This is a genomic window from Arthrobacter sp. 10T44, assembly GCF_056393885.1.
In genome coordinates this window covers 678,396-704,366 of record NZ_JBFTGT010000001.1, presented here as the reverse complement: position 1 = coordinate 704,366, position 25,971 = coordinate 678,396, and the positions used below count along the sequence as shown (strand labels likewise).

Here is a 25,971-nt window from a genome sequence, read left to right as displayed (position 1 = left end):
CCCGGGCGGCGATTCGCAGCTCAGCCGCCCGGGACCTGGTCTGGTTAGCGGCCGGGGCGCGTCGTCCCCGGCCCGCCGCGCCCGCGGCCTAGCGGACGACTTCCCGGGTCATCCCGAAGGGGACCTGGTCCGAAAGTGCGGCCGTGTAGTGCCCCGGCTTGTGCCGGGTCAGCAGGATGCCGTGGGTGCCGGTGAGCATGGCGAGCCGCTGCAGCCCCTGGACGGCGTCGTTGAGCCGGTCGTCCAAGAGTTGGCGATTGTCGACCTGGATCTCGATGCATTCGCTTGCTGTCGTCATCGCACTGTCTTTCCGGGAGGTGGTCGCCGCGGGGCCAACGGCTGAAGCGAGGATAACGTCTGATTTAAATGTGAGTCAAATCACCACGCGGGCACGCCGCCGTCCGTTTCCGGAGCCTAGGTCAGCACCGTGAAACCGGCCCCCGGATAGCGCACCCCGTTGACCTGCGGCTGCAGCGCGTGGTCGCCGGGGTGGTGGACCCGGGTGGTCATCTGGCGGAAGGCATGGCGCTTCGAAAATGTCCTGGATTCACCCGGCCCGAGGACGGCCGTGCCGAGCTTGAACACTTTGTCCGCGAGGACGCCGTTGGCTTTGGCGTAGTGCACCACGTAGTCGACGGCGATGCGGGCCTCCGCCGGGCCGGTGTTGGCGACGTCGAAATCGAATCCCAGGTCTCCCGGCAGTTCCACGACGGTGCGGTCGAGCCGGGGAGGCGTCACGGCGAGCGACGCCGGCGCGAAGCCGAGCAGCTCCAGCGCGCCGGGGTGGGCCTTCTTGACCAGGGTCCGCAGGCCGTGGCGGACCACCCTGGCGGTGTTCGCGTCCGGCTCCGCCAGCCAGCGCGCTGCGGCGGCGACCACTTCGTCGGGGGCATGCCGGGCCAGGTCGTTCAGGTGGTTGGCCACCGACCGCCGGACGTCCTCGACCGGGTCGCGGTACAGGGCGTCCAGGATCGGGAGGGTTGCCGCCGGCCGGGCCGTGAGTCCGGGAACACGGATTGCCCACGGCAGGTACGCCCGGGTGCCCTCGCTGGCGAGCCGTCGGACCTGCCAGTCGGGGTGGCTGGTCCAGCGCTGGATGACCGTCAGGGCCCGGTCGAGGTCCGCATCCAGGAGCCGCCGGATGGCGAATTCACCCGTGAGCCGCGGAGTCAGCTCGGCGAGCAGCGACAAGCAGTCCTCGAAATCGGCGGGGCCCCTCCGGGCAAGGGCGAGGGTGGCGGCCGCCTCGCTGACCGGCCAGATCATCCAGCCGGTGAAGTCCGGGTCCTTCAGCGCCTGGCGGAAGACCGCCGCCGCAGCGGTGTAGTCGGCGGGCAGATCGGTGAGCAGGGCGCTGCTGAGCAGGTCGGTGCGTTCGCGCAGGCCCAGCCCGTCCAGCTGCCCGGCCGTGCCGGCCAGTTGCGGGAAGCGGCGGCCGGGGGAAGCAGCGGCAAGGATCCGTCCCAGCGAGCCGACCACCCCGGGGTTGATCAGTTCGTTCATGACACCCATGGGTTCAGGCTACCGGCGGGAACGGCGCGGGACCGGCTGCCGGTCCGACGCGCCCGCGGCGCGGGAACCGGGATATTCTTCACGTTGGGAATGTCCACACACGGCGCAGAGGCGGATACGGCAATGGCAGAGCAGAAAACCGGGCAATCCGGCTGGTGGCGGGTCTTCCATGACAAGTTTGTGGTGGAGGAGCGCTACATGAGCGTGGATGCGCGGCGGAATCTGTACCGGATCGCCGTCGGGCTTATGGTCGTCGGCGTCGTGGCGTTCATTGCCATCCTGGTTAGCGTGCTGCAGCACGGCGGTATCACCGCCGTTGACGAGCCGGTGCGCTCCGGGCTCGTGGCCCTGCGCGGGGAGCCGGCCACGACCATCATGATCATCCTGGCCATTGTCTTCGGACCCATCGGCCTGCCGATCATCATCCTGGTGTTCACGGTGGCGTGGGGGCTGCTGGCCAAGCACGCCTGGCGGCCGATGGTGCTGGCCGGTGGCATGCTGACCGGGGTCATCCTGGCCCAGATCATCGGCCGGTCGGTCGGCCGGCAGCGCCCGCCGGTGGACCTTATGCTCTTCGGGGCTGACTCCACGTTCTCGTTCCCGTCAGGCCACGTCCTGGGCGCCTGTGACTTCCTGCTGATCACCACGTTCCTGATCTTTTCCCGCCGCAAGAACCCGAAAGCCGCCGTCGCGGGCTTCGCCGTAGCCGGCATCGGGATCTTCTTCGCCGCGCTCAGCCGGCTGTACCTCGGCTACCACTGGACCACCGATGCCCTTGCCTCGCTGTCCATCTCGTTCGTGATCCTGGGCGCCGTGATCCTGCTGGACACCTGGCGGACCGCCAGGATCCCGGGGGAGCGGATCACCGGTGAACTCTCCAAGCAGGAGACCGGCGCGGAGTAGGCGCCGGCGAAGACGGGGCGCGCTGCCGGTCAGCGCGCCCCGCGTCGTTTAAGCTCCGCACGGAGCTTGGCATTAGCCGTTTCCAGTTCCAGCACCTTGGCGACGCCGGCGAGGTTCAGCCCCTCGTCCAGCAGCTCACTGATCCGCCGCAGCACCACCAGATCCGTCTCGCTGTACTGCCGCGTTCCGCCCGCCGTGCGGTCCGGGGTCAGGAGTCCCCTGCGCTCGTAAAGCCGGATGTTCTGCGGCCCGGTCCCGACCAGCTGAGCCACCACGGAGATCGCGTACACCCCGACGTCCGCTTCACGTTCCGCCATGGCTCACGTCCCTTCGTGTGGTCGAAAAATTTCCTGTTGCATCAGTTTGGCACTGGTGCTATAAAAAATCTATATCCACCACCACAGATAACCGAGTGGGCTGGATAGGCAGGAAGATTCAAGACTCTCGTATGAAGGAGTGGGAAATGATGTTGATGCGTACGGACCCGTTCCGTGAATTGGACCGGCTGACCCAGCAAGTCTTCGGAACGGCGGCGCGGCCCGCCGCCATGCCGATGGACGCGTGGCAGGAGGACGGCGAATTCGTCGTCGCGTTCGATCTTCCCGGCGTCAATGTTGACTCGGTGGATCTCGACATCGAGCGCAACGTCCTGACCGTCAGGGCCGAACGGCGCGACCCGACGCAGCCCAACGTTGAATTGATCGCCTCGGAACGGCCGCGCGGAGTATTCAGCCGCCAGCTGATCCTGGGCGACACGCTGGACACCGACAAGGTCAAGGCGAGCTACGCCGACGGCGTCCTGACGCTCCGGATTCCGGTGTTGGAGCAGGCCAAGCCGCGGAAGATTGAAATCACGCACACGCAGGACAAGATGCAGGAGATCGGGAAGTAACAGCGCCGGCGGCGGACGCTTCGGACCGCTGGCGGTGCGGGGATCCGGCCGGCCGGAACGTGCGGCCGGATCCCCGCCTGATCGGCCCGAGCCCCGTCCGGCCAGCCAGGAGGTGAGCCGATGAACCGCGACCCGCGCGGCTTCTACGCCGCGTTGCACGTCGCGCCGGATGCGTCTCCGGCCGAGATCCAGCGCTCCTTCCGCGCGCTGATGCGCCGCCGCCATCCCGACGTCGAAGCGGCCGCCGGTGCGGCGTCCGGAGGCGGCCCGGATGCCCGGCCCGGCGCCGGGTCTGACGGCGGGGAGGAGGCGCGCCGCATCCTTGAGTCGTTCTCGGTGCTGCGGAATCCTGACGCGCGGGCCGCCTATGACGCCGCCGGTTCCGCGGCCCGGCCGGCCCGCCCGGCCCGCGTGGCAGACACCGGGGGCACCGCCGCCGGCCGCACCGCCGTCGGCCGGGACATTCCGGTGCGGCACCACCGAGGCGGGCAGCCGGTGCTGCGCGTGACCCCGGTGCGGTGGGAGCGGGGGCCGGAGTGACGCGGGAACCAGGGGCGGTGCCGCGTGCCGCACCAGGCAGGAAGCACCAGGCAGGAAGCAGCAGGCAGGAATACAAGAAAATGGAGGATAGCCATGAGCGCATGGCGGCGTTACGATTCGCACCTGATGCCCGCGTTCCACGAGCGGTTCGAGGAGAGGTGGGGCGAAGGAACCGCGCCCTTCCTTGACCCGGAGGCCCACGAACTGCCCCTTCCGCGCGCACAGTGGATCAATGTGGACACCGGCGCCGCGCTGGCGGTGGTGCCCATCTGGGCCGCCGAGGACAGCCAGCACCGCTCCTTCGGGGTGTTCTATCTACCGCCCGCCGGGGACATCTGGGTGCTCCGGCCCGGGTTTACCGGCTACCTTGAGCCCGCGGCGGACGAGGCGGAGCAACTCCTGAGCCTGCGGAATGACGCGTTCAAGAAGGCCGTCGCCCATGCCAAGGAGTTCCTCTTCGGGCCGGAGGAGTCCACCTACTAGGGCGCCGGGCTCAGGGGGCGGAGGCGCCGGACACACCGGCGGAGGTGCCGGCGCCGGTTGTGGCGTGGGCGCCCGCCGGGGCCTAAAATCAATCAACCACCAGCGCAACTGCATAGGGGATCCGCCAATGAATGCTTCCGCCCACGATCTGGCCGCTCTGCTGCCGGCCGATTTCACCATGGGCGTGGCGACCGCCGCCTTCCAGATCGAGGGGGCGCTGGACGAGGACGGGCGCGGACCTTCGGGATGGGATGTCTTTGCGGCTACCCCGGGCTCGATCGTCAATGATCACAGCCCCGCCATGGCCTGCGACCATTACCACCGGATGCCCGAAGATGTGGCGCTGATGAAGGAGCTGGGGATCGATTCCTACCGGTTCTCGCTGTCCTGGCCCCGCATCCAGCCCGGCGGCAGCGGTCCGGTGAATCCCAAGGGCCTGGACTTCTATGACCGCCTGATCGACCTGCTGCTGGCCAACGGGATCTCGCCGATGGCCACCCTGTACCACTGGGACACGCCGCTGGAGCTGGACGAGGCCGGCGGCTGGATGAACCGGGACACCGCCTACCGGCTGGGGGAATTCGCCGCCATCGCCGCCGCGGCCTACGGGGACCGGGTGGCCCGCTGGGTGACCATCAACGAACCGGCCACGGTGAGTGCCAACGGCTACATGCTGGGCGTGCACTCCCCGGGCGAAGCGCACATGCTCAAGGCGCTGCCGAGCGTCCACCACCAGCTGCTGGGCCACGGGCTCGCGATGCAGGCGCTGCGGGCGGCGAAGGTGCCCGGTGAAATCGGCCTCACCAATGTCTATTCACCGATGGTCCCGGCCTCGGCCAACCCGCTGGACAAGGTCAGCGCCGGGCTGATGGACATGGCCCAGAACCGCCTGTACGCGGACCCGGTGCTGCTGGGCAAGTATCCGGACGCCATCAGGGCCGCCACTTTCTTCTCCTCCTTCAGCCCGTCCAGCGAGGACATGGAACTGATTTCGCAGCCGCTGGACTTCTACGGGCTGAACTACTACATGCCCACCCGGGTGGCGGCCGGACCCGGCGAGGGCACCGTGCCCCAGGGCATGGCCGAGGCCATGGGCAATGACCTCAACGGCGGCGGGTCCGGAACCCCGTTCCACATCGAGAGCTTCCCGGACACCGAGATCACCGCCTACGGCTGGCCGATCAAGCCCGACTACATGGCCGTGGCGCTCGCGGAAATGGCCGAACGCTACCCGGAACTGCCGCCGGTCTACATCACCGAGGGCGGCGCAAGTTTCGAGGATCTGGAGATCCACGACGCCGAAGGCCGCCTCATCGTCCCGGATGAGCGCCGCGTGCGGTACCTTGCCGAGCACATCGGGGCGGCCATCGAGGCGACCTCACCCGGCGGCTCCGCAGAGTCGATCGAGCTGCGCGGCTACTACGTGTGGTCGCTGCTGGACAACTTTGAATGGTCCGCCGGCTACAAGCAGCAGTTCGGCCTGCTGCACGTGGACCGTGACACCATGATCCGCACGCCGAAGGCCTCCTACTACTGGATCCGGGAGCTCATGGCGGCCCGGAAGAGGGACGCCGGGGCAGCTGCGATGGTCGCGGGCGACGGCGGCACGGCGGACAGCGCCACCGCCGACGTCGAAACCCCCGAAGCAGGAACCGCGGCCGAAGCCCCGGCGGCCGGCTAGAGGATCTCCAGCTCCTGCAGGCGCTTGGCCATGCCGGCGCCGTCGGGCGAGTAGACCCACGGGACGCTGGAGCCCGTGTGGTCGCCGGTCTCGGAATGTCCGCCCGCCAGCACGGCCTCGCCGGTGGAGAGCTGGCGGATGCCGATCGCGGCGACCCGGTCTCCGTGCTCCCGGGCGAACTGCGAATAGATGGCCTCGTCGTGCTGGCCGTTGTCGCCGAAGAGGAGCCAGCGCATGTTGGGGAACTCCTTGGCCAGCAGTTCCAGGTTCCGGCGCTTGTGTTCCTGGCCGCTGCGGAACCAGCGGTCGTGGGTGAGGCCCCAGTCGGTCAGCAGCAGGGTTCCGGAGGGGTACATGTTGCGCGTGATGAAGCGGGCCAGCGTCGGGGCGGCGTTCCAAGGGCCGGTGGACAGGTAGATCACCGGCGCCTCGGGGTGTTCCACCAGCAGCCGGTCCATCAGGACGGCCATGCCCGGGGTCGCCATCCGGGCCCGTTCGTTGAGCACAAAGGTGTTCCACAGGGCCAGGAACGGCCGGGGGAGTGCCGTGACCATGATCGTGTCGTCAATGTCCGAGACGATGCCAAGGGTGGTGTCCGGGGAGATGACATAGATCATCGCCTCCGCAGGCTCGGTCCCTTCGGCCCGCAGCACGGCGCGGTGCCAGCCGGGCGTAAGTGAAACCGGGACCACGGTGTCCACGATGCCACCGCGGTCGGCATGCACCCGGGTGGTGATGCCGCCGATCTCGATCTCCACCTCAATGAACTGGATCGGGACAGACGTAAACGCGCGCCAGCCGCGGACATTCTGGTTGCCGTTCTGCGCCGCCTGCTCCGCCCGGCTGCCGGGTGTGGGCTTGCTCGTGAGCAGGACGCGGCCCAGTACCCGGACCCACTCGGTGGAGCCGTAGCCCTGGTAGGCGATGGTTTGCGGGCTGAACTTCCAGCGCCTGGCTGCCTTCAGGCGGAGGTGGTTGACCGAGTCCGAGACCCAGTGGGCCAGCCGGAAGGCCTGGCTGCCCGAGACTTTCCTGTCCGGCTGCGGTTGCTGCGCTGGTTCCTGCGAGGCCAATTCCATAACTCCACTCTCCCACAGCGGCGCGTCCTGCCGGCGATTGGTCCGCCGGTCAGGCGTCGCCCAGCAGTTCACGCAGCCTGGTGGCGTTGCGCACGGCGTTGCCGCCGCCGTCGTTGTTGAAATAGGCGTAGACGTCCTTGCCCGACGCCAGCCACTCGCGGGTCCGTTCCGCCCACCAGCCAAGTTCCTGGTCGGAGTAGGAGCCGGCGTAGAGGTGGTCCCGGTCGGGCCCGTGCAGCCGGACGTAGACGAACCCGGCGGTAGCACGCAGGATGCACGGCAGCTGCGCGCCGCTCATGACGCAGTAGGCAGCGCCGTGCCGTTCGAGCAGCTCATAGACCGCCGGGTGGTCCCAGCTGGGGTGGCGGAACTCCACGCTCACGCGGATCCACTCCGGCAGGGCGGCCAGGAAGTAGCCCAGACGGGCGTCGTCGCGCGCGAAATCCGGCGGCAGCTGGACCAGCAGCACGGCCCGCTTGTCACCGAGTTCGTGCCAGCAGCGGGTGATCCGCTCCGCCCAGACCTCCGGGCCGTAGAGTTTCTTGCCGTGGGTCAGGCCCCGCGGCGCCTTGACGGACATGGTGAAGCCCTCCGGCAGGCGGCGCTGCCACCCGGCGAAGGAGCTCTCCCGCGGCCAGCGGTAGAAACTCGCATTCAGCTCCACCGTGGTGAAGCGCGATGCGTAATGGGCCAGCCGGTCCCGTGCCGGCAGCCCGGGCGGATAGAGCACGTTCTCCCAGTGGTCGTAGCTCCAGCCGCTGGTTCCGATGTGCGCCACGCCGTGGCGGTGTACCCCGTAGTCCTGTTCCGGCATGTTGGGATCCTAGTGCCGGCAGGCCGCCCGTCCCAGCCCCCACGCAGCGGAACCCGTTGCCCCGCGCAGCGACATCCGGTGCCCGCGCAGCGACATCCGCCCCGCAATCCGCCCCGCAATCTGCCACGTCGTCCTCGGCCGCCAGCACGGCGTGTGGCACTGTAAGACCCATGGCACGTATCGAGGATTACGCAATGGTCGGCGATCTGCACACCGCCGCATTGATCAGCACGGAAGGCTCCATCGACTGGCTGTGCCTGCCCCGCTTCGACTCGCCGGCCTGCTTCAACGCCCTGCTGGACAGCCCCAAGGCCGGCCGCTGGCTGCTCGCGCCCGCGTCCGGCGGCGAATGCACCCGGCGGCACTACCGCAAGAACACCCTCATCCTGGAAACCGAATGGGAAACCGGCGAGGGCAAGGTCAAGGTGATCGACTTCATGTCGCCCCGCGACGGCGCGGCGGACATCGTGCGGATCGTGGTGGGGATCCGCGGCACGGTACGGATGCGCGGCGAGCTGGCCCTGCGCTTCGACTACGGCCACATCGTCCCCTGGGTGCGCCGCGACGAGCACGGGATCCACGCCGTGGCCGGCCCCGACGCCGCATACCTGGTCACCGAGGCCCCGCTCCGGGGCGAGCACATGCAGACCGCCAGCGACTTCACCGTCAAGGCTGGCCAGCGCATTCCCTTCGTGCTGACCTGGGCACCCAGCCACCTCGGCCGCCCGCGCAAGGTGGATCCGGAAGGCGTGCTTGAAGCCACCGAATCGTTCTGGCAGCAGTGGTCGGCCAAGTGCCGGGTCACCGGCCCGTACCGCGATGCCGTGCTGCGCTCGCTGATCACCCTCAAGGCCCTGACCTTCGCCCCGACCGGCGGCATCGTGGCCGCCGTGACCACGTCGCTGCCGGAGGAGCTCGGCGGGGAACGCAACTGGGACTACCGCTACTGCTGGCTGCGGGACGCGACCCTGACGCTGCAGGCCCTGCTCGCCTCGGGCTACTCGGAGGAGGCCGCCGCGTGGCGTAACTGGCTGCTGCGCGCGGTGGCGGGGGATCCGGCCGATCTGCAGATCATGTACGGCCTGCACGGCGAGCGAAGGCTGCCGGAAATGACGCTGGACTGGCTGGCCGGCTATGAGGGGTCGGCGCCGGTGCGGATCGGCAATGCCGCAGCCGGGCAACTGCAGCTGGACGTCTGGGGCGAGGTCCTGGACTGCCTGGCCCTGACCCGGAGTTCACTGCTGCACGACGGCGATGACTCCTGGGACGTCCAGGTGGCGCTGATGGAGCATCTGGAGACCGCCTGGACCCGGCCGGACAACGGTCTCTGGGAGATGCGCGGACCGCGCCGGCATTTCACCCACTCCAAGGTGATGGCCTGGGTGGCGGCGGACCGCATGGTCAAGGGCGTCCGGGATTCCGGCCTCCCCGGCCCGGCGGATCGCTGGGAAGCGCTCCGCGACACGATCCACGCCGACGTGATGGCCAACGGTTTCGACGCCGAACGCAACACCTTCGTCCAGTCCTACGGCCGGCCCGAACTGGACGCCAGCCTGCTGCTGATCCCGCGCGTGGGGTTCCTGGCTCCGGATGATCCGCGGGTGGTCGGCACCATCGAGGCGGTGCAGCGGGAGCTCACCCATGACGGCTTTGTGCTGCGCTACCGGCAGGAACAGAGCGACGACGGCGTGCCGGGCGGCGAAGGCGTCTTCCTCGCGTGTTCGTTCTGGCTGGTGGAGGCGCTGCTGGGTGCGGGTCGGCGCCGCGAGGCAAGGGAGCTGTTCGAACGGCTGCTGGCGCTGCGCAACGACGTCGGGCTGCTGAGCGAGGAATGGGACGTTCAGGAGGCGCGCCAACTGGGGAACACCCCGCAGGCCTTCAGCCACTTCGCACTGGTGCGCAGCGCACTCGAACTGCAGGCCGACGGCCACTGACGGCATGCTCCAACGGTGCCCTGGCACCGGCTGACGGCGGCGAAATCCGCCGGACCGGGACCGGCCGCCGGACTTTCTTCCAGAGCTTAGATAAGTATACTTACTAATATCCCCGCACGGGGTGCAGGATTGAAGGAGTATGCAATGGCTGGATATTTCGAGCTCGTGGATGCGCCCGACGGCGGCTACCGGATTCGGATGATGGACGCTGCCGGCGGCCTGATGGCCGTCTCGGTCACGTTCCCCACCAAACGCGCGGCCGTGGCAGGGATTGCCCAGGCGCGGGAGATCGCCGGAACCGGCCTGATCCGTGACCGCAGCGGCGACGGCCAGTCCGCAGTGATGGCCTCGCTGGCGAAGCGGCGGACCGGCGGCGGCACTGGACGCGGCTCCTCGCTCTCCGGCGGCACCCTGGCGGCCACGAAGCGCACCCGTGCCCACCACTGACCCGTCGTCGGCCGGGCAGCACCAGGCCGCAGTCCTCTTCGACGTCGACGGAACCTTGGTCGACTCCTCCTACATCCACACGCTCGCGTGGTGGCAGGCCTTCCGGCAGGCCGGCTACGACGTGCCGATGGCCAGCATCCACCGCTCGGTGGGAATGGGCGGGGACAGGATCCTTGACCGCCTGCTGCCGGAAGACCGCGATCCCGACGGCGACGCCGACATCATGACCTCCCACGCCGCGGTGTTCTCCACCTTCTGGCCCTCGCTCCGGCGGCTCGACGGCGCCCGGGACCTGCTGGCGCAATGCTTCGACGCCGGCCTCGCCGTCGCCCTCGCGTCCTCGGCAAGGGACCGCGACCTGGAGATTCTCCGCACCACCATCGACGCCGACGCCTACATCCACGCCGCCACCAGCTCGGCTGACGCGAAGGAAAGCAAGCCCGCGCCGGACATCCTCGTCGCGGCGCTCAAGGCCGTCGGCGTCCCCGCCGGCAACGCCGTATACGTGGGGGACGCCGTCTGGGATATTTACGCTGCCGGGAAGCTGGACATCCCGGCGATCGGGCTCACCTGCGGGGGCACCAGCGAAGCCGAACTCCGCGAAGCCGGCGCCGTGGAGGTCTATGAAAGCCCGCGCGCGCTGCTGGACAACCTCGCCGGCAGTGCCATCGGCAAGCTGGCCGCGCGCGTCCGCGGCAGCTGACCCACCGGCCCTGCCGGGCTGCGCTCCGACTCTTCCTTCCAAATTTTTCCCTCCAGACCGCGACCGAAAGGCAAGCACATGAAGGCACTTACTTGGCAGGGCAAACGTTCTGTGAGCGTTGAAGAAGTTCCCGACCCGGTGATCCAGGAACCCACCGACGCGATCGTACGCATCACGTCGACGGCGATCTGCGGCTCCGACCTGCACCTCTACGAAGTCCTCAGCCCCTACATGCACAAGGGCGACATCATCGGCCACGAGCCGATGGGCGTCGTCGTGGAAGTGGGCAGCGCCGTCACCAACCTGGCCAAGGGCGACCGCGTGGTCATCCCGTTCAACATCTCCTGCGGCCACTGCTTTATGTGCAGCCAGGGCCTGCAGTCCCAGTGCGAGACGACGCAGGTCAAGGAAAAGGGCTCCGGAGCCTCGCTCTTCGGCTTCTCCGAGCTGTACGGCTCCGTGCCGGGCGGGCAGGCGGAGTACCTGCGGGTGCCGCACGCTGACTACGGACCCATCAAGGTGGGGGCGGAACTCCCGGACGAACGCTACCTCTTCCTCTCGGACATCCTGCCGACCGCCTGGCAGGGCGTGAAGTACGCCGACGTGCCCGAGGGAGGCACCCTCGCGGTGATGGGCCTGGGGCCGGTGGGACAGTTCGCGTCCCGGATCGGCAAGCACTTCGGCCTGCGCGTCATCGGCGTCGACCCGGTGCCCGAGCGCCGGGCGATGGCGGAACGGCACGGCATCGAGACCCTGGATTACTCCAAGGGCGTCGCCGACGAACTGCGCTCCATGACGCAGGGCCGGGGTGCCGATTCGGTGGTGGACGCCGTCGGGATGGAAGCCCATGACTCGCCCGTGGCCTCGTTCGCCCAGCACGCGGCCGGGCTGCTGCCGGAGAAGCTGGCCCAGAAGGCCTTCGAGACCGTCGGGGTGGACCGGCTCTCCGCGCTCCACACAGCGCTGGACGCAGTCCGGCGCGGCGGCACCGTCTCCCTCAGCGGCGTGTACGGCGGAACGGCCTCCCCGATGCCGCTGATGCACATGTTCGACAAGCAGATCCAGCTGCGAATGGGCCAGTGCAACGTCCGGCGCTGGACCGAGGACCTGCTGCCGCTGGTGGAGTCGGACGCGGACCCGCTGGGTGTCATGGACCTCGTGACCCACCAGGCCAGCCTGGATGAGGCCCCCGCGATGTACGAGAAGTTCCAGAAGAAGCAGGACGGCTGCATCAAGGTGGTGCTGAAGCCCTGACCGGACCTGGCGGTGAGCCCCGCGGCCGCCTCAGCGGGCGGGAAACTTCCTCCAGAGCTTCAGGAAGGCCCGCTCCGAGGCGGCCGCCAGGTGCTCTTCCTTGGCGTGCAGCCTGCCGTAGCTGAAGCCGTTCTCCCCGCTGCGCAGCGCCCGGCCGCCCAGCTCGGCCAGCCGTTCGCGGGCCACGACGCTGTCCTGGTGCAGGCCCAGGAGCTGCTGGATCCGCCGGGCCGACTTGGCCAACCGCCTCGCGCCGCGGCGCTTCTTCCTGTCCGGCGCCAATCCATCGGGGGCCACCTTCGGCAGTGACAAGGCCAGCTCCGCGGAGTACCGCAGCCGTTTTGCCGCTTTGCGGACCTCATGCAGGCCCGCATTCCGGGCGGCGCCGCCGTCGTCGGCCGTGGGTGGAAGGGCCTTCACCGCGCGCTTCAAACGACGCCGGTCCTTGGCTACCAGCTTGCCGAACCTCGTCCCGGGAGCGCCGGCGGCCTTCGGCGACAGGGGCGCGTCGGCCAGGAATTGGTCCAGGGCCGCCAGCAGACGGGGGTAGCGCTCGTTCCCGAGCGCCTCGAGGACCGCTTCGAACCCGGCGGCCTCAAGTGCGTCGAGCTCCTCGTCGATCCGGATGGCGGCCGGGCCCTGCGGCCCGGACAGCGAGCGCAGCGCCTCGGGCTCCTGGGCGAGCAGCGTGGCCAGCCTTTCGTGGACCACGCCAGGGTCTCGGGCCGCCCCGAGCAGTCCCGAGAGCCACCGCAGTTCGGCGCGGAGCGGTTCCACCGCGTCGTCGTCGAACAACGGCCGGCCCGAAGCCAGCAGCGAGCGGAGGCGGCGCGCCGCAACACGCATCTGATGGACGGCTTCGGGTTGCTTCGACCGGACTCCGGGCGCATGCTGGCGCAGTTCAGCGAGCTGCTGTCCAAGATAGGCCAGCAAGGCTTCGCCCGCGGTGGTTGCCACGCTTCACTCTACGTCTTGGCGCAAGCCCCTGCAGGGCCGAGAGATGGCAGATCGCGGCAATGTTTGTCCCGGGCACTGCCGCGACGTGCCATCTCGGCATAGGCTGTCCGGGACCGGAATCGACCACGCCACCCTAGGAGCCCCGCATGACACACCAGCGCCACCTCGGCCGGGTCGCCGTCGTCACCGGAGCGGGTTCCGGGATCGGGCGGGCGGTGGCTCGGCTCATGCTGGCCGACGGCTACCGCGTGGTGCTGGCCGGCCGGCGGGAGAAACCGCTGCTGGAGACCGCGGCCGGGCACGCGCAGGCGCTCGCGTTTCCCTGCGACATCTCCCGGCCCGGCGACGTCGAACGGCTCTTCGCCGTAGCGCTTGAGCAGTGGGGCAGGGTGGACGTGCTGTTCAACAACGCCGGCGTGTTCGGCCCCGCGGCCTCGGTGGACGAGATCAGCGTCGAGGACTGGGAGGCCACGGTGGCCGTGAACCTGACCGGCTCCATGCTGTGCGCCGCCGCCGCAGTCCGGGCCATGAAGGCGCAGTCGCCGCAGGGCGGCCGGATCATCAACAACGGCTCCATCGCGGCGCACTCACCCCGCCCCCGCACCGTGGCCTACACGGTCACCAAGCACGCCATTACCGGGCTGACCAAGAGCATTGACCTCGACGGCCGCGGCTTCGGCATCAGCTGCGGGCAGATCGACATCGGCAACGCCGCGACGGAGCTAATGGACGAGATTGGCGTAGGCGACGGCGCGCTCCAGGCCGACGGCAGCCGCCGGCCGGAGCCGACGTTCCCCGTCGAGGACGCGGCCCGCGCCGTGCTGCTGATGGCCGGCATGCCTGCCTCCGCCAGTGTGGGATCCCTCGTCATCACGGCCGCCGGGATGCCGTTCATCGGCCGCGGCTGACTCGTTAGGGCGGGCCTCGTGCCGCTGGCGCCTGGCCTACCGGCGTGCCTAGAGCGGCAGCAGCCCGGACAGGTCGGCCCGCAGGCCCGAGGCGGCCACCCGGCTGGATTCGACGGCGTCGGCCCAGCTGAGTCGGCCGGTGACCATGGCAAGCCAGGTGGCGGCGTCGCATTCAATGACGTTAGGGGGAGTGCCGCGGGTGTGGCGCGGGCCCTCGACGCACTGGGTGACGCCGAAGGGCGGCACGCGGACCTCCACCGAGTTGCCGGGGGCCCGGGCGGTGACTTCCTCGAGGGAGTAGCGCACCGCCGTCGCGAGCGTATCGCGGGGTACTGCCGGGACCTCAGGCGCAGCGGCGCCGGAGGGCTCGGGCGCCGCAGCGTCGGAGGGCTCGGGCGCGGCGGCGTTCCGCCAGGCGGCCAGCGCGGCGCGGCCCTCATCCACCGGGATCCGGCGCCGTGACACAGCCACGGCCTAGTCCAGCAGCGCCGAGACGGCGTGGCCGAGCCGGATCTTGCCGACCGGCCGGCCGCCGCCCAGCACCGGGTCAACCACCTTTTCCAGCACGGAAGAAACCTCCGGGATCTCGACGGCGCCCGCGGCGGCGAGCAGGGTCAGGCCCACGAGCGTCGTGGCGCGGACGTTGCCGTCCAGGACCTTGATCGCCACCGAGACGCCCTGCGGGGTGGCCATGACCAGCACGCCCTCGGCGCCGATCTTGGCGATGATTCCGAGCTCGTCCATCACGATCGTGTTGGCCTGGCCCCGGCCCTGCACGGCCCACGGGTAGTCCAGCATGGACGTCGCGATCGTGGCGGCGCGGGCGTTGGAGTTGTTGTCCCCCGGAGCCTTGGCCAGCCGCGAGAAGGCACGGGCCAGGCCGGTGAGCGACACCGCGGCCACCGGGGCGCCGCAGCCGTCGATGCCGAGGTGGGCGATCCGCTCGCCGCAGTACTCCTCGATCACGGAACGGATGCGCTGCTGCAGGGGGTGGTTGGGTTCCAGGTAGCTGTGCGTGTCCCAGCCGTTCTCCGTGCAGGCCCACAGAAAAGCCGCGTGCTTCCCGGAACAGTTGAAAGCCAGCCGGGATTTTCCGCGCTCCGTCTGAACCAGCCAGGTCCGGGCCGTCTCGTCCTCGGGCCAGGCGGCGGGGCACTGGAGTTGGTCCTCCTTGACGCCGGCAGCCTTCAGCATGCCCTCCACCACGTCCATGTGGTCGAGCGAGCCGACGTGGCTGCCGCAGGCGATCGCCACCTGGGCGCCGCGCAGCGGAACGCCGGACTGCATCGAGGCGAGCGCCTGCAGGGGTTTGAGCGTGGAGCGCGCGTAGATCGGCGTCGTTATGTCGCCGAGTTCGGTGACCACGTTGCCGTCCGCGGCCATCACGACGGCGGAGCCGATGTGGCGGGACTCGATGAAACCGCTGCGTTCAACAACTGCCAGTTCGACGGCGGACTCAACAGTGAAGGTGGCATGCGGGTTCAAGGGCATGCTGCAAGTCTATGGTGCGTTGCGGGCCCAGCCCGGTTACTCCACGGTGACCATGACAGACTGCCAGCCGGAAGCGCCGTCGGGCACGGGATCGGCGCGCTTGTCCGTCTGGACCTCGCCGGTGCCGTCGGTGGCGCGGACCTTGATGTAGTGCGGTCCCGGGGTTGCCTCCCAGTCGAAGGACCACTGCCGCCAGGTCACCACGGAGGCCTCCGCCGAGAGCACGGCCGCCGTCCACGGGCCGTTGTCGATCTGGACCTCCACCTTGGTGATGCCGCGGGTCTGCGCCCAGGCGGTGCCGCCGATTGCGACCTTTCCGGCGGCGACCTTGGCGAAGGACTTGGGGACCTCCACCCGGGCCATGGTCTTGATCGGGCCGCGCTCGGACCAGCCGCGCTGCGTCCAGTAGGCCTTGTTGTCCGCGAAGCGGGTCACTTCCAGGTCAACCACCCATTTGGTGGCCGAGACGAAGCCGTACAGCCCGGGGACCACCATGCGGACCGGGTAGCCGTGCTCCAGCGGAAGGGGCTCGCCGTTCATGCCGATCGCCAGCATCGCGTCGCGGTCATCCTGCAGGACCTCCAGCGGAGTGGAGGCGCTGAACCCGTCGACGGACGTGGAGAGCACCATGTCCGCGCCGTCCTTGGGCCGGGCCATCTTCAGCACGTCACGAATGGGCATGCCCAGCCATTTGGCGTTGCCGGCCAAGTTCCCGCCGACGGGGTTGGAGACGCAAGTCAGCGAGACGTGGGATTCGATCAGCTGCGCGTCCAGCAGGTCCTGGAAGCTGAGCCGCACTTCCTGTTCCACCAGGCCGTGGATCCGCAATTCCCAGGACCGGGCGTCGATTTCCGGCACGCTGAGCGCGGTGTCGATCCGGTAGAAATCCTTGTTCGGCGTGAGCCACGGGGTGACGCCGGGGGCCTTGGACTGGACGCCGGCGGGCACGGCGGCGGCGGCCTTGGCGGGGGCGGGCAGCTGCAGGGCTTCGCGGGCCTGGGCCACGTTGCTGCGGGCGGCGCTCAGGAGCCGTCCGCCCGTTGCAGCTGCGGCGGCAGCGACGGCGGTGATTCCGCTGGCGGTGAAGAAGGCGCGGCGGCTGGTGGCGGGACGGTCCGGCTCCTTGGCGCCGAGGTCCGACGCCACCTCCGGCCATTCCCGGGTCCGCCACAGCTTGCTGATCAGGAACCGGAGCACAACCAGGCCGGCCACGGTGCCGATCAGCGAAGGGATGGCGTCCAGCGGTTCCACACTGGCCCGGGTCACCACACTGGCCACGATCACCGCGCCCAGCAGCAACACGCCGGCCACGCCCAGAGCCCACTTGCGGAAGGCGACAATGCCCAGCACGCAGGCCAGCAGCAGGATGGTCAGGCCCATCCCCACGAACAGGGCGGCCTTGTCATTCGTGCCGAAGGTTGCGATGGCGAAGTCCTTCATCCACGGCGGAGTGAAATCGATGAAGGTCGAGCCCAGGGCGATCAGCGGCGTCGCGCGGGCCGTGAAGAAGGCGCCGATCAGCTCCGCGACGGCCAGCACGACGGCGGCCGAGACTACCCCGGCCAGCGCGGCCAGGGCGGTGGGGCCGGAGAAGAGTGCGGGCCGCTTCCTTCTCTGGTTCCCGGGCTGGGGGGTAGTGCCGGGCTGCGGGGTGCTGGGCGTCTTCATACAGGATGTTCGGAGCGGCGGAGCCCGCGGATTGTCCGGCCGGGGCGTGGGATGGGCATGCCTGGTGGACGGGGCGGCTTCCCCGGCGACGCACATGCCCATCCTTGGGCGTGAGGGATGGGCATATGCGCATTATGTCCAGTGGTTCCGGCGTGGAGTGGGCATGTCCCGTGGAGCTCGGGTCCGGAATGGCACGTCGTGTGGACTGGGCGGCTTCCAGGGACGGGCATGCCCATCCTTGGGCGTGAGGGATGGGCATATGCGCATTATGTCCAGTGGCTGCGGCGTGGAGTGGGCATGTCCGCTGGAACCCGGGCCCGTGGAGTGGGCATGTCCGCTGCAACCGTGGCCTGTGCGCAAATCCGGCGTGAGGAGTGGGCATGTCCGGTGGCAGTCACAGCTTAGGAGCCTGCAGGGTCCACAAAGTACCCTTGGGAACTGTGAAGGTACTTGTCATCGGCCCCGGCGGCCGCGAACACGCCATTGTCCGATCCTTGCTCGCCGACCCCAATGTTTCCGAGGTCCACGCGGCCCCGGGCAACGCCGGTATCAGCAAGCTGGTCCCCACACACGCCATCGACGCGAACAACCCCGACGCCGTCGCCGCGCTGGCTACCAAGCTCGCCGTCGACCTCGTGGTGGTCGGTCCGGAAGCCCCGCTGGCCGCGGGTGTCTCCGATGCCGTCCGCGACGCCGGGATCCCGGTGTTCGGCCCCAGCAAGGCCGCCGCCCAGCTTGAGGCCTCCAAGGCGTTCGCCAAGGAAGTCATGGCCGAGGCCGGCGTGCCCACCGCGATGGCCCGGGTGGCCTCCAACGCCGAGGAAGCCGCCGACGCGCTCGACACCTTCGGCGCCCCCTACGTCGTGAAGGATGACGGGCTCGCCGCCGGCAAGGGCGTCGTCGTCACCCGCAACCGGGACGAGGCGCTGGCGCACGCGCAGAGCTGCTTCGACGCCGGCGGCACCGTGGTGATCGAGGAATTCCTTGACGGCCCCGAGGTCTCCGTGTTTGTCCTCTGCGACGGCAGCACCACCGTGGCGCTCTCCCCGGCACAGGATTTCAAGCGCATCTTCGACAACGACGAAGGCCCCAACACGGGCGGCATGGGCGCCTACAGCCCGCTCGATTGGGCCCCCGAAGGCCTCGTCCAGGAGGTCATCGACCGGGTCGCGCAGCCCACCGTCAACCAGATGGCCCACCGCGGCACCCCGTTCGTCGGCGTGCTCTTCGTCGGCCTCGCCCTGACCTCCCGCGGCACCCGCGTCATCGAGTTCAACGTCCGGTTCGGCGACCCGGAAACCCAGGCCGTCCTGGCCCGGCTCAAGACGCCGCTCGGCGGCCTGCTGATGGCCGCCGCCAAGGGCGAACTGGACAAGGTCCAGCCGCTGCGCTGGTCCAAGGAGTCAGCGGTCGCCGTCGTCGTCGCCGCCGAAAACTATCCCGGCACGCCCCGGACCGGGGACCGGATCCGCGGCCTGAAGAAGGTCGAAGCCATTGAGGGCGTGCACGTGATCCATGCCGGCACCAAGCTCGACGACGAGGGCAAGGTCGTCTCCGCGGGCGGCCGCGTCCTCGCCGTGGTGGCGCTCGGGACGGACCTCGTGGAGGCCCGCGAACGGGCGTACGACGGCGTCGAACTCGTCCAGCTCGACGGCGGCCAGTTCCGTACCGACATCGGCGGCAAAGCCGCCCGCGGCGAAATCAAGGTGACGGCGCCCGGCACAGCGGCTGCCGCGGCCGCCGCGGCGAAAGCGAAGGCCTGAGCATGAACGCAACTGAATCCGCGATGCCCACCGGCGGCCTGCACACCGAGACGCTGGACCTGCCCGGCTGGAAGCACGTCTACTCCGGCAAGGTCCGCGACCTCTACGTCCCGGCGGACGCGTCCATCACCGAACGCGTCGGCCACGAGTGCGTCCTGGTTGTCGCGAGCGACCGCATCAGCGCCTACGACCATGTCCTCGCGAGCGAGATCCCGGACAAGGGGCGCATCCTCACCCAGCTGAGCCTGTGGTGGTTCGAGCAGCTGGGCGTGGAGCACCACGTGCTCGCGTCCACGGTCGACGGCGGCGTTCCCGCGGCGGTCGAGGGCCGCGCGATGATCTGCAAGAAGCTGGACATGTTCCCGGTGGAATGCATCGCCCGCGGCTACCTGACCGGCTCCGGGCTGGCCGAATACCGGCACTCCGGGACCGTGTGCAGCATTCCGCTGCCGGCCGGCCTGGTGGACGGGTCCCGGCTTGCCGAGGCCATCTTCACCCCCTCCGCGAAGGCCGAGGTGGGCGAGCACGACGAGAACATCACCTACGACGCCGTGGTCGCGCTGGTGGGCCCGGACATCGCTGGCCGGCTCCGCGAGCTGACCCTGGAGATCTACACCAAGGCCGAGGAGATCGCCCGCGGCCGCGGCATCATCCTGGCCGACACCAAGGTCGAATTCGGCATCGACGCCGCGACCGGCGTCATCACGCTCGGCGACGAGGTCCTGACCCCCGACTCCTCGCGGTTCTGGGATGCCGCCACCTATGAGCCGGGCAAGGCACAGCCGTCATATGACAAGCAATACGTGCGCGACTGGCTGACGTCGGCCGAATCGGGCTGGGACAAGTCCTCCGACACGCCGCCGCCGGCGCTGCCGGCCGACGTCGTCGCCCGCACCCGCAGCCGCTACGTGGAAGCTTACGAGTTGCTGACGGGCCGGGCCTTCGCCTAGCCGTCCGCCTTCGCCTGGCGCCCGGCCGTCCGCCTAGCTTCCGGCGGCGGCGGCTTCGGCGCGGCGCTGGGCCAGCCGGATTTCCAGCACGGCGTCCATGGCCTGCTGGACCCGGTCCGAGGCCCCGGCCGCGCTGAACTCCTTTTGCGCTTCCTCGAGATAGACGAGGGCTTCCTCGGACTCGCCGGCGGCCTTGAGCGCCTTGCCGAGCAGCAGGGCCACCTCGCCGGCGACGTGTTTGGCCAGCGAATCCCGTTCGGCGTGGATTTCCCGCAGCTTCTGTACCGCGCCGACGATGTCCCCGGTGAGGTACAGCCAGCGTGCCCGGATGAAGGCCACCTCGAGCCGGTCGGTCTTGTTGCCGCCCACGATCGAGAGGGCCAGCTCGGCGCGCTCGATCGAGGACAGGGTTTCCGGTTCGACGATCCCGGAGGACAGACGGACCGCGGCGGAAGCCTTGTTAAACCGGGCCCAGAGGTCGATGTCGTTCGCCGGGGAGAGCAGCTTGGCCGCCTTCTCGTGGTACTTGATGCCTTCGGCGTAGTCATGCCGCATGAACGCGACGTTCCCGATCACCCAGGCGACCTCTCCGGCCAGCTGGGAGATGGACTGGTCATCCATCTGGTCGTTCATGTCCTGGCAGTACTGCCACGCCTCATCGAGCCGGCCGCTTTCGGCGAGGGCGCCGATCAGGGCGCGCAGCGCGCCGATGATCAGGGTGGAGCCCTTAGGCAGCTGGGCGCAGAGCCGCACCGCTTCCTGGGCGTGCTCGACGGCGACCGCCAGCTGGCCCTGGCCGTGGCACACGGCGGCAAGCATCTGCCGGGCGCGCACCCCGAGGCCGGCCGATTCGGCAGCCATCGGGTGGTCCAGCAGCCGCTGTACCAGGTTCTGGCATTCCTTGAGCTGGCCCTGCTTCATCAGGCATTCGGCCTGCATGTAGGTCATGTTCCACCAGGCGCTGGTGTTCTTCCCCTCCAGCGCGATCTGGGCGGCCGTGGCGGCGTGGCTGGCGGCCAGCGGATAGTCGCGCAGATCCCAGGCCTGCCGCGCATACAGCCCGGCGAGCACGTATTCGGCGTCGCTGACGGACACGGGCTGGCTCCAGGCCTCCAGCGCCTTGGGGGCGAGCTCCAGCCGGCGGGCGAGCTCTTCGATGACATCCGCGGTCGGTTCACGGCGGCCGGTCTCCAGTAGCGAGATGTAGCTGGGTGAAAACAGGTCCTTACCCAGTTCGGCCTGGGTGAGGCCGCGTTCCAGCCGTTCCGCTCGGAGTTTTTCCCCGAATCCGTTCCCCACGGGATCCTCCTAATTCCGGACAGTCGATGTACTAAATGCTTGACAGTCTCTGTGCAAGTAATTTTACAATGTATGTCAACAAGGGCTGGTGCTGGCTTTGTAACTTTCCGAATCGTATTTCCGACTCGTATTGAGGAACCCACATGTTTAAGAAGATTGCTGCCTCTGTCGCCTTGGCTGGGGCTCTGGCGTTCTCCGCAGCGGCTCCCGCAGTGCTGTCAGTAAGTGCCATCGGTAACTGGCCGGACCCCATGAGCAACAGCACCCTGGCGATCGGCAACTGGCCCGATCCCATGAGCTCGAGCAATGGCACCCTCTCGGCCATCGGCAACTGGCCGGACCCGATGTCCAACTCCACCAACATCGGCAACTGGCCGGACCCGATGTAACCAACGCTCCAGGCAGCCCCGGGACACCCAAGGTGTGTCCCGGGGCTGTTCTTTGCCCCGGTCCCTCCGTCGATTGCTCCGAAGCGGACCCTTATGACGGGTCTAAACGGCGGTTGCGGAGCAGTCGATGGGGTACGGCGGCGGTGGACGGTGCGGGCGCCGTCGGAAGGGCGCAAATATCGCCGGCACACAAAAGAGGGCCTTCCGATTGGAAGACCCTCTTTAGATTGGTCGGGATGACAGGATTTGAACCTGCGACCTCGTCGTCCCGAACGACGCGCGCTACCAAGCTGCGCCACATCCCGATCCGTTACTTCAAAAGCAACTTCACAAGAGTATCCGATTCCGGCCCCGGATGCGAAATCGGCGCCGTCGAAGCGCCGCCCGAGCTTCGCCGAAGCGCCACCGGAGCGGAGGAATCAGACGAGCGAGTCCTTCCAAGCGCCGTGCAGCTTGGCGAAGCGCCCGCCGCCGCCGATCAGCTCCGCCGGTGTGCCGTCCTCCACCACCCGGCCGTCATGGACCACGAGCACCCGGTCCGCGGTCTCCACGGTGGAGAGCCGATGCGCGATGATCAACGCCGTGCGGCCCGCCTCGCCGGAGCTGACGCCCTGCAGCAGGCTCGCCAGCCCGGCCTGGACCATCCGCTCGGACGGGATGTCCAGCGAGGACGTCGCCTCGTCGAGGATCAGGACGGCGGGCCGGGCCAGGAAGGCCCGGGCAAAGCTGATCAGCTGGCGCTGCCCGGCCGAGACCCGGCCGCCGCGCTTGTTGACGTCGGTGTCGTAGCCCTCCGGGAGAGCCGAGATGAACTCGTGGGCGCCGACGGCCTTTGCGGCGTCCTCGATCTCCTGCCGGGAGGCCTCGGGCCGGCCCAGGGCGATGTTGTCCGCCACCGATCCGCTGAACAGGAAGGCCTCCTGGGTGACCATGACGACGTTCCGGCGCAGGTCCGCCGTCGTCAGCTGCCGCAGGTCCACGCCGTCGAGCGTGAGCGAGCCGGAGGAGACGTCGTAGAAGCGGGCGATCAGCTTGGCCAGCGTCGACTTACCGGCCCCGGTCTGGCCCACCAGCGCGACCGTCTGGCCCGCGGGAATATGCAGGTCCATGGCCGGGATGATGACCGGGCCGTCGCCGTAGCGGAACTCGACGTTCTCGAAATCGATGCTGCCCTTCGCCTCGGGCAGGGCCACGGGGTTTTTCGGCGGCCGGACGGTGGGTATTTCCTCCAGCAGCCCGGAGACCTTTTCCAGCGCCGCCTGGGCGCTCTGGAAGGAGTTGTAGAACATCGCCATCTGGTCCACCGGCTGGAAGAACCGCTTGGTGGACAGGATCAGGGCCAGCAGCACGCCGACGGCGAGCTCGCCGCTGAGGACGCGGAAGCCGCCGGAAAGCAGCACGACCGCGACGCAGACGTTCCCGATCAGCACCAGGCCGGGCTGGAAGACGCCGTTGAGGTTGATGGAGCGGACGGTGACCTTGCGGTACTCCTCGGAGAGTTCGGCGTAGCGCTCGGCGTTCTGGCGCTCCTTGCGGAAGGCCTTGACCGCACGGATACCGGTCATGGTCTCGACGAAGTGCACAATCAGCCGGGCCGAGACGACGCGGGATTCGCGGAACGCTATCTGCGAGTGCTTCTGGTACCAGCGGGCCAGGAAGTACATCGGCACGCCGGCCGCGAGCACCAGCAGCCCGCTGCGCCAGTCCAGGGCAAACACCGTGACGGCGGTGAAGATCATGAACAGCATCCCGGAGGCGAGCGAGCTGACCCCCGAGTCGAGGAGTTCGCGCAGGGCCTCAAGATCCGAGGTCTGCCGGGCGATGATGCGTCCCGAGGTGTACTTCTCGTGGAATTCCAGGCTCAGCCGCTGGGTCTGCCGGAAGACCCGCACGCGCAGGTCCAGCAGCATCGCCTGGCTCAGGCGCGCCGTCGAGGTCACGTACAGGGCGGTGAGCCCGGCGGTCGCGACGGCCGCGGCGAGGTACGCGACGCCGGCCAGCACCAGCGGGAGGTTGTCCCCGGCGCGCAGGGCAGGCAGGGCGTGGTCAATGCCGAAGGCAATCAGGGCCGGCCCGGCGACGCGGGCGGCCTGGGACAGCACGACGGCGGCGATGGTCAGCCAGAAACGCAGGCGGACGGGACGGATCAGCGAGCCGAGCAGGGCCAGGGAGCGGCGCCGGACGGCCTTGCTCTCGGATTTGGAAAGGTGGGCGTTGTCCTCGTTGGCGGTGCCGAAGGTGGCCGTGCTCATCGCGACACCTCCTCGGCCTCGAGGGCGGACAATTCGGAGTCCAGGTCCCTAGGTTCCGGGTCCAGGCTGGCGATCACGTAGCGGTAGTGGCTGTTCTCCGCGAGCAGTTCGGTGTGGGTGCCGACGGCGGAGATCCGGCCGTCCTGCAGCAGGGCCACGCGGTCGGCCAGGGCCACGGTGGAGGGACGGTGGGCCACGATCAGGGTGGTGGTGTCAGCGAGCACCTCACGGAGCCTTGCCTCGACGAGTTCCTCGGTGTTCACGTCCAGCGCGGAGAGCGGATCGTCCAGGACCAGCACCTTCGGCTGGGCCGCGACGGCCCGTGCCAGGGCGATGCGCTGCCGCTGGCCGCCGGAGAGGCTGAGGCCCTCCTCGCCGATCAGGGTGTCCAGTCCCTCCGGCAGGGAGTAGGCGAAGTGGGCCTGGGCGGTGTCCAGCGCCTCGGCCAGAATCTGCTCCCGGCGCTCCTCCGTCTCGTGCCCCTGCACGCCGAGGAGCACGTTGTCCCGGACGGAGTTGGAAAACAGGGTGGTGTCCTCGAAGGCGACGGCGACGACGGTGCGCAGCTCCTCCACGCTGAAGTCGCGCAGGTCCACGCCGTCGATCGTGACGGAGCCCGCCGTGACCTCGAACAGGCGCGGCACCAGCTGCAGCAGGGCACTCTTGCCGCTGCCGGTGATGCCCACCAGGGCCATGGTCTCGCCGGGGCGGATGTCAAGGCTGATGTCCTTGAGGATCGGCTTGTCCGGTGCGTCCTCGAAGGCGAAGGTGGCGTTGTGGAAGCCCAGGGCGCCCTTGAGCTCGGCAGGCCGGCGCGGCTGCGGCGGGCTGGTGATGGTGTTGACCGAGTCCATTACCTCAAAGTGCCGGTCCACGGCGGACTTGGCGGTGAGCGCCATCGCCAGCAGCATGCCGCAGAACTCCACCGGTGCGGCGATCACGGCGGCGGTGGCGAAAAAGGCCACGAGCGAGCCGATGCTCAGCTGCCCGTCGGCCGCGAGCATGACGCCGACGACGAGCCCGGCACCGAGGGCGAGTTCTGGCAGCAAGGTGACGACGAGGCTAAAGGCGGCCAGGTGCTTGGCCTTCGCGATCTCGGTCTGGCGCAGTTCCTCGGCCTGTTCATTGAAATTTTCGAGCGCCTCGCGGCTGCGTCCGAAGGCTTTGAGCACGCGGATGCCGTGGACGGACTCCTCGACCGTGGTGGCGAGGTCTCCGGCCTGGTCCTGGCTGCGGCGGGCCACCTTGCTGAAGCGGGTCCGGAACCGGAAGCCGTAGATCATGATCGGCACGGCGGCGGCCAGGAAGATCAGGGCCAGCTGCCAGCTCATGGAGAACATCACGACGACGCCGATCACCACGGTCAGCGTGGTGACCACGAGCATGATCGCCCCGAACGCCATCCAGCGCCGGAGGAAGTTCAGGTCTGTCATGGCGCGCGAGAGCAGCTGACCGGAACCCCAGCGGTCATGGAAGGAGACGGTCAGGTCCTGCAGATGGTCGTAGAGCGACACCCGCATCCGGGTTTCCACCGTGGTGGCCGGGTTGATGACGAATTGGCGGCGCAGTGCCACCAGCCCGGCTTCGGCGATGCCCAGCAGCAGGATCACGGTCGAGGCGATCCAGACGGCCTGGCTGCTGCCGCCGGGCCTCAGCCAGTCGTTGATGAGTACGCGCAGCACCTGGGGGATGGCCAGGGCGACGACGCTGGCCAGCAGGGCGGACAGCAGGCCCATGACCAGCCGCGGCATGATCGGTCTGACGTGCGGATAGAGACGGCTGATTGATGAGAAAAACGGAGTCTGCTTGGCCATGCCTGCTTCTTAACTGCAACTGCGAAATGGATTACGCAACTGGATGTAGTTTCCTGTAGCAACTACCCTAGGCCATCGCGTGACCCGGTTCACAGGATATCGGGCCGTTCCGGAATCTGTCCCAGTAATTATGTTCCGCAATGGCACGGGGAGGTGCGGGCTTTCCCTGGGGACATGCTCATCGCTCGGCATGCCAGCGGGACATGCCCATTCCTCGGCGGCTCGGCGGGACATGCCC

General features: G+C 68.9%; 25 protein-coding genes and 1 tRNA gene. 13 read left to right on the top strand and 13 right to left on the bottom strand.

The annotated features are described in order from the left end of the window. Positions 1-88: 88 nt before the first annotated feature. Positions 89-298, bottom strand: a complete 210-nt coding sequence (locus tag AC1DBL_RS03290; RefSeq protein ID WP_346957867.1) for a hypothetical protein — start codon at positions 296-298, stop codon at positions 89-91. Between the two features lie 116 nt (positions 299-414). Continuing rightward, positions 415-1,512 carry a DNA alkylation repair protein gene (locus tag AC1DBL_RS03285; protein ID WP_441416772.1) on the bottom strand — a complete coding sequence of 366 codons (1,098 nt, stop codon included), beginning with the start codon at positions 1,510-1,512 and terminating at the stop codon, positions 415-417. Between the two features lie 123 nt (positions 1,513-1,635). Between AC1DBL_RS03285 and AC1DBL_RS03280 the strand changes: the two genes are divergently transcribed. Further along, positions 1,636-2,415 (top strand): phosphatase PAP2 family protein, encoded by a 780-nt coding sequence (locus tag AC1DBL_RS03280; protein WP_441416773.1) that lies wholly within the window; start codon positions 1,636-1,638, stop codon positions 2,413-2,415. Between the two features lie 29 nt (positions 2,416-2,444). On the opposite strand, the gene AC1DBL_RS03275 is transcribed toward AC1DBL_RS03280, so the two are convergent. Next, a complete protein-coding gene (locus tag AC1DBL_RS03275) occupies positions 2,445-2,732 on the bottom strand; it encodes a MerR family transcriptional regulator (protein WP_441416774.1) in 288 nt (95 codons plus the stop codon). 149 nt (positions 2,733-2,881) lie between these two features. Between AC1DBL_RS03275 and AC1DBL_RS03270 the strand changes: the two genes are divergently transcribed. The 4 genes from AC1DBL_RS03270 to AC1DBL_RS03255 all read left to right on the top strand — a co-directional run bounded on the left by AC1DBL_RS03270 (position 2,882) and on the right by AC1DBL_RS03255 (position 6,011). Next, a complete protein-coding gene (locus tag AC1DBL_RS03270; RefSeq protein ID WP_441417825.1) occupies positions 2,882-3,307 on the top strand; it encodes an Hsp20/alpha crystallin family protein in 426 nt (141 codons plus the stop codon). Positions 3,308-3,427: 120 nt separating this feature from the next. Beyond that, on the top strand, positions 3,428-3,847 hold the full coding sequence (locus AC1DBL_RS03265; protein WP_441416775.1) for a DnaJ domain-containing protein: 420 nt from the start codon (positions 3,428-3,430) through the stop codon (positions 3,845-3,847). 93 nt (positions 3,848-3,940) lie between these two features. After that, positions 3,941-4,330 carry a hypothetical protein gene (locus tag AC1DBL_RS03260; protein WP_441416776.1) on the top strand — a complete coding sequence of 130 codons (390 nt, stop codon included), beginning with the start codon at positions 3,941-3,943 and terminating at the stop codon, positions 4,328-4,330. Positions 4,331-4,457: 127 nt separating this feature from the next. Then, entirely contained in the window at positions 4,458-6,011 is a 1,554-nt protein-coding gene (locus tag AC1DBL_RS03255) for a glycoside hydrolase family 1 protein (RefSeq protein WP_441416777.1), read from the top strand. On the opposite strand, the gene AC1DBL_RS03250 is transcribed toward AC1DBL_RS03255, so the two are convergent. Both AC1DBL_RS03250 and AC1DBL_RS03245 read right to left on the bottom strand, forming a co-directional pair. Next, complete coding sequence (locus tag AC1DBL_RS03250) at positions 6,008-7,090, bottom strand: App1 family protein (RefSeq protein WP_441416778.1); 1,083 nt, start codon at positions 7,088-7,090, stop codon at positions 6,008-6,010. The two genes, AC1DBL_RS03255 and AC1DBL_RS03250, sit on opposite strands and share 4 nt — an antisense overlap. A 49-nt stretch (positions 7,091-7,139) precedes the next feature. After that, positions 7,140-7,904: a DUF72 domain-containing protein gene (locus AC1DBL_RS03245; protein ID WP_441416779.1), complete on the bottom strand. Its 765-nt coding sequence runs from the start codon at positions 7,902-7,904 to the stop codon at positions 7,140-7,142. Between the two features lie 170 nt (positions 7,905-8,074). Here AC1DBL_RS03245 and AC1DBL_RS03240 point away from each other — a divergent pair, with 170 nt between their 5' ends. The 4 genes from AC1DBL_RS03240 (at position 8,075) to AC1DBL_RS03225 (ending at position 12,242) form a co-directional block, all read left to right on the top strand. Next, a complete protein-coding gene (locus tag AC1DBL_RS03240; protein ID WP_476925453.1) occupies positions 8,075-9,838 on the top strand; it encodes a glycoside hydrolase family 15 protein in 1,764 nt (587 codons plus the stop codon). Positions 9,839-9,982: 144 nt separating this feature from the next. Further along, the gene (locus AC1DBL_RS03235; protein ID WP_441416781.1) at positions 9,983-10,285 is read left to right on the top strand and encodes a YegP family protein; all 303 of its coding nucleotides are present in this window, start codon (positions 9,983-9,985) and stop codon (positions 10,283-10,285) included. Beyond that, positions 10,272-10,988 carry an HAD family hydrolase gene (locus tag AC1DBL_RS03230; RefSeq protein WP_476925452.1) on the top strand — a complete coding sequence of 239 codons (717 nt, stop codon included), beginning with the start codon at positions 10,272-10,274 and terminating at the stop codon, positions 10,986-10,988. The genes AC1DBL_RS03235 and AC1DBL_RS03230 overlap by 14 nt, the downstream gene beginning before the upstream one ends. Before the next feature lie 78 nt (positions 10,989-11,066). Next, positions 11,067-12,242 (top strand): zinc-dependent alcohol dehydrogenase, encoded by a 1,176-nt coding sequence (locus tag AC1DBL_RS03225; RefSeq protein ID WP_476891987.1) that lies wholly within the window; start codon positions 11,067-11,069, stop codon positions 12,240-12,242. Between the two features lie 30 nt (positions 12,243-12,272). Here AC1DBL_RS03225 and AC1DBL_RS03220 read toward each other — a convergent pair whose 3' ends face one another. Further along, on the bottom strand, positions 12,273-13,199 hold the full coding sequence (locus tag AC1DBL_RS03220; protein ID WP_476916980.1) for a CHAD domain-containing protein: 927 nt from the start codon (positions 13,197-13,199) through the stop codon (positions 12,273-12,275). 146 nt (positions 13,200-13,345) lie between these two features. On the opposite strand from AC1DBL_RS03220, the gene AC1DBL_RS03215 reads away from it, so the two are divergent. Then, the gene (locus tag AC1DBL_RS03215) at positions 13,346-14,107 is read left to right on the top strand and encodes an SDR family oxidoreductase (protein ID WP_441416785.1); all 762 of its coding nucleotides are present in this window, start codon (positions 13,346-13,348) and stop codon (positions 14,105-14,107) included. A 48-nt stretch (positions 14,108-14,155) separates the two neighbouring features. On the opposite strand, the gene AC1DBL_RS03210 is transcribed toward AC1DBL_RS03215, so the two are convergent. Genes AC1DBL_RS03210 through AC1DBL_RS03200 form a run of 3 tightly spaced genes read right to left on the bottom strand, consistent with a single transcriptional unit; the run spans position 14,156 to position 17,266 of the window. Next, positions 14,156-14,578: a sterol carrier family protein gene (locus tag AC1DBL_RS03210; protein ID WP_476925451.1), complete on the bottom strand. Its 423-nt coding sequence runs from the start codon at positions 14,576-14,578 to the stop codon at positions 14,156-14,158. 3 nt (positions 14,579-14,581) lie between these two features. Next, complete coding sequence (locus tag AC1DBL_RS03205; protein ID WP_441416787.1) at positions 14,582-15,598, bottom strand: asparaginase; 1,017 nt, start codon at positions 15,596-15,598, stop codon at positions 14,582-14,584. Positions 15,599-15,634: 36 nt separating this feature from the next. Beyond that, positions 15,635-17,266, bottom strand: coding sequence for a molybdopterin-dependent oxidoreductase (locus AC1DBL_RS03200; protein ID WP_476925450.1), 1,632 nt, complete (start codon positions 17,264-17,266; stop codon positions 15,635-15,637). Positions 17,267-17,706: 440 nt separating this feature from the next. Here AC1DBL_RS03200 and purD point away from each other — a divergent pair, with 440 nt between their 5' ends. Next, positions 17,707-19,029: a phosphoribosylamine--glycine ligase gene (gene purD, locus AC1DBL_RS03195; RefSeq protein WP_476925449.1), complete on the top strand. Its 1,323-nt coding sequence runs from the start codon at positions 17,707-17,709 to the stop codon at positions 19,027-19,029. 2 nt (positions 19,030-19,031) lie between these two features. Then, a complete protein-coding gene (locus AC1DBL_RS03190) occupies positions 19,032-19,979 on the top strand; it encodes a phosphoribosylaminoimidazolesuccinocarboxamide synthase (RefSeq protein ID WP_476925448.1) in 948 nt (315 codons plus the stop codon). A 33-nt stretch (positions 19,980-20,012) separates the two neighbouring features. Here AC1DBL_RS03190 and AC1DBL_RS03185 read toward each other — a convergent pair whose 3' ends face one another. Beyond that, on the bottom strand, positions 20,013-21,278 hold the full coding sequence (locus tag AC1DBL_RS03185; RefSeq protein WP_175321502.1) for a helix-turn-helix domain-containing protein: 1,266 nt from the start codon (positions 21,276-21,278) through the stop codon (positions 20,013-20,015). A gap of 143 nt (positions 21,279-21,421) precedes the next feature. Between AC1DBL_RS03185 and AC1DBL_RS03180 the strand changes: the two genes are divergently transcribed. Beyond that, the gene (locus AC1DBL_RS03180) at positions 21,422-21,667 is read left to right on the top strand and encodes a hypothetical protein (RefSeq protein ID WP_175321501.1); all 246 of its coding nucleotides are present in this window, start codon (positions 21,422-21,424) and stop codon (positions 21,665-21,667) included. A 228-nt stretch (positions 21,668-21,895) separates the two neighbouring features. On the opposite strand, the gene AC1DBL_RS03175 is transcribed toward AC1DBL_RS03180, so the two are convergent. The 3 genes from AC1DBL_RS03175 to AC1DBL_RS03165 all read right to left on the bottom strand — a co-directional run bounded on the left by AC1DBL_RS03175 (position 21,896) and on the right by AC1DBL_RS03165 (position 25,733). After that, positions 21,896-21,972, bottom strand: a tRNA-Pro gene (locus AC1DBL_RS03175). A 114-nt stretch (positions 21,973-22,086) separates the two neighbouring features. Then, complete coding sequence (locus tag AC1DBL_RS03170; RefSeq protein ID WP_476908370.1) at positions 22,087-23,919, bottom strand: ABC transporter ATP-binding protein; 1,833 nt, start codon at positions 23,917-23,919, stop codon at positions 22,087-22,089. Further along, positions 23,916-25,733, bottom strand: coding sequence for an ABC transporter ATP-binding protein (locus AC1DBL_RS03165; RefSeq protein ID WP_441416792.1), 1,818 nt, complete (start codon positions 25,731-25,733; stop codon positions 23,916-23,918). Before AC1DBL_RS03165 ends, AC1DBL_RS03170 begins: the two co-directional genes overlap by 4 nt. Between the last annotated feature and the right edge of the window lie 238 nt (positions 25,734-25,971).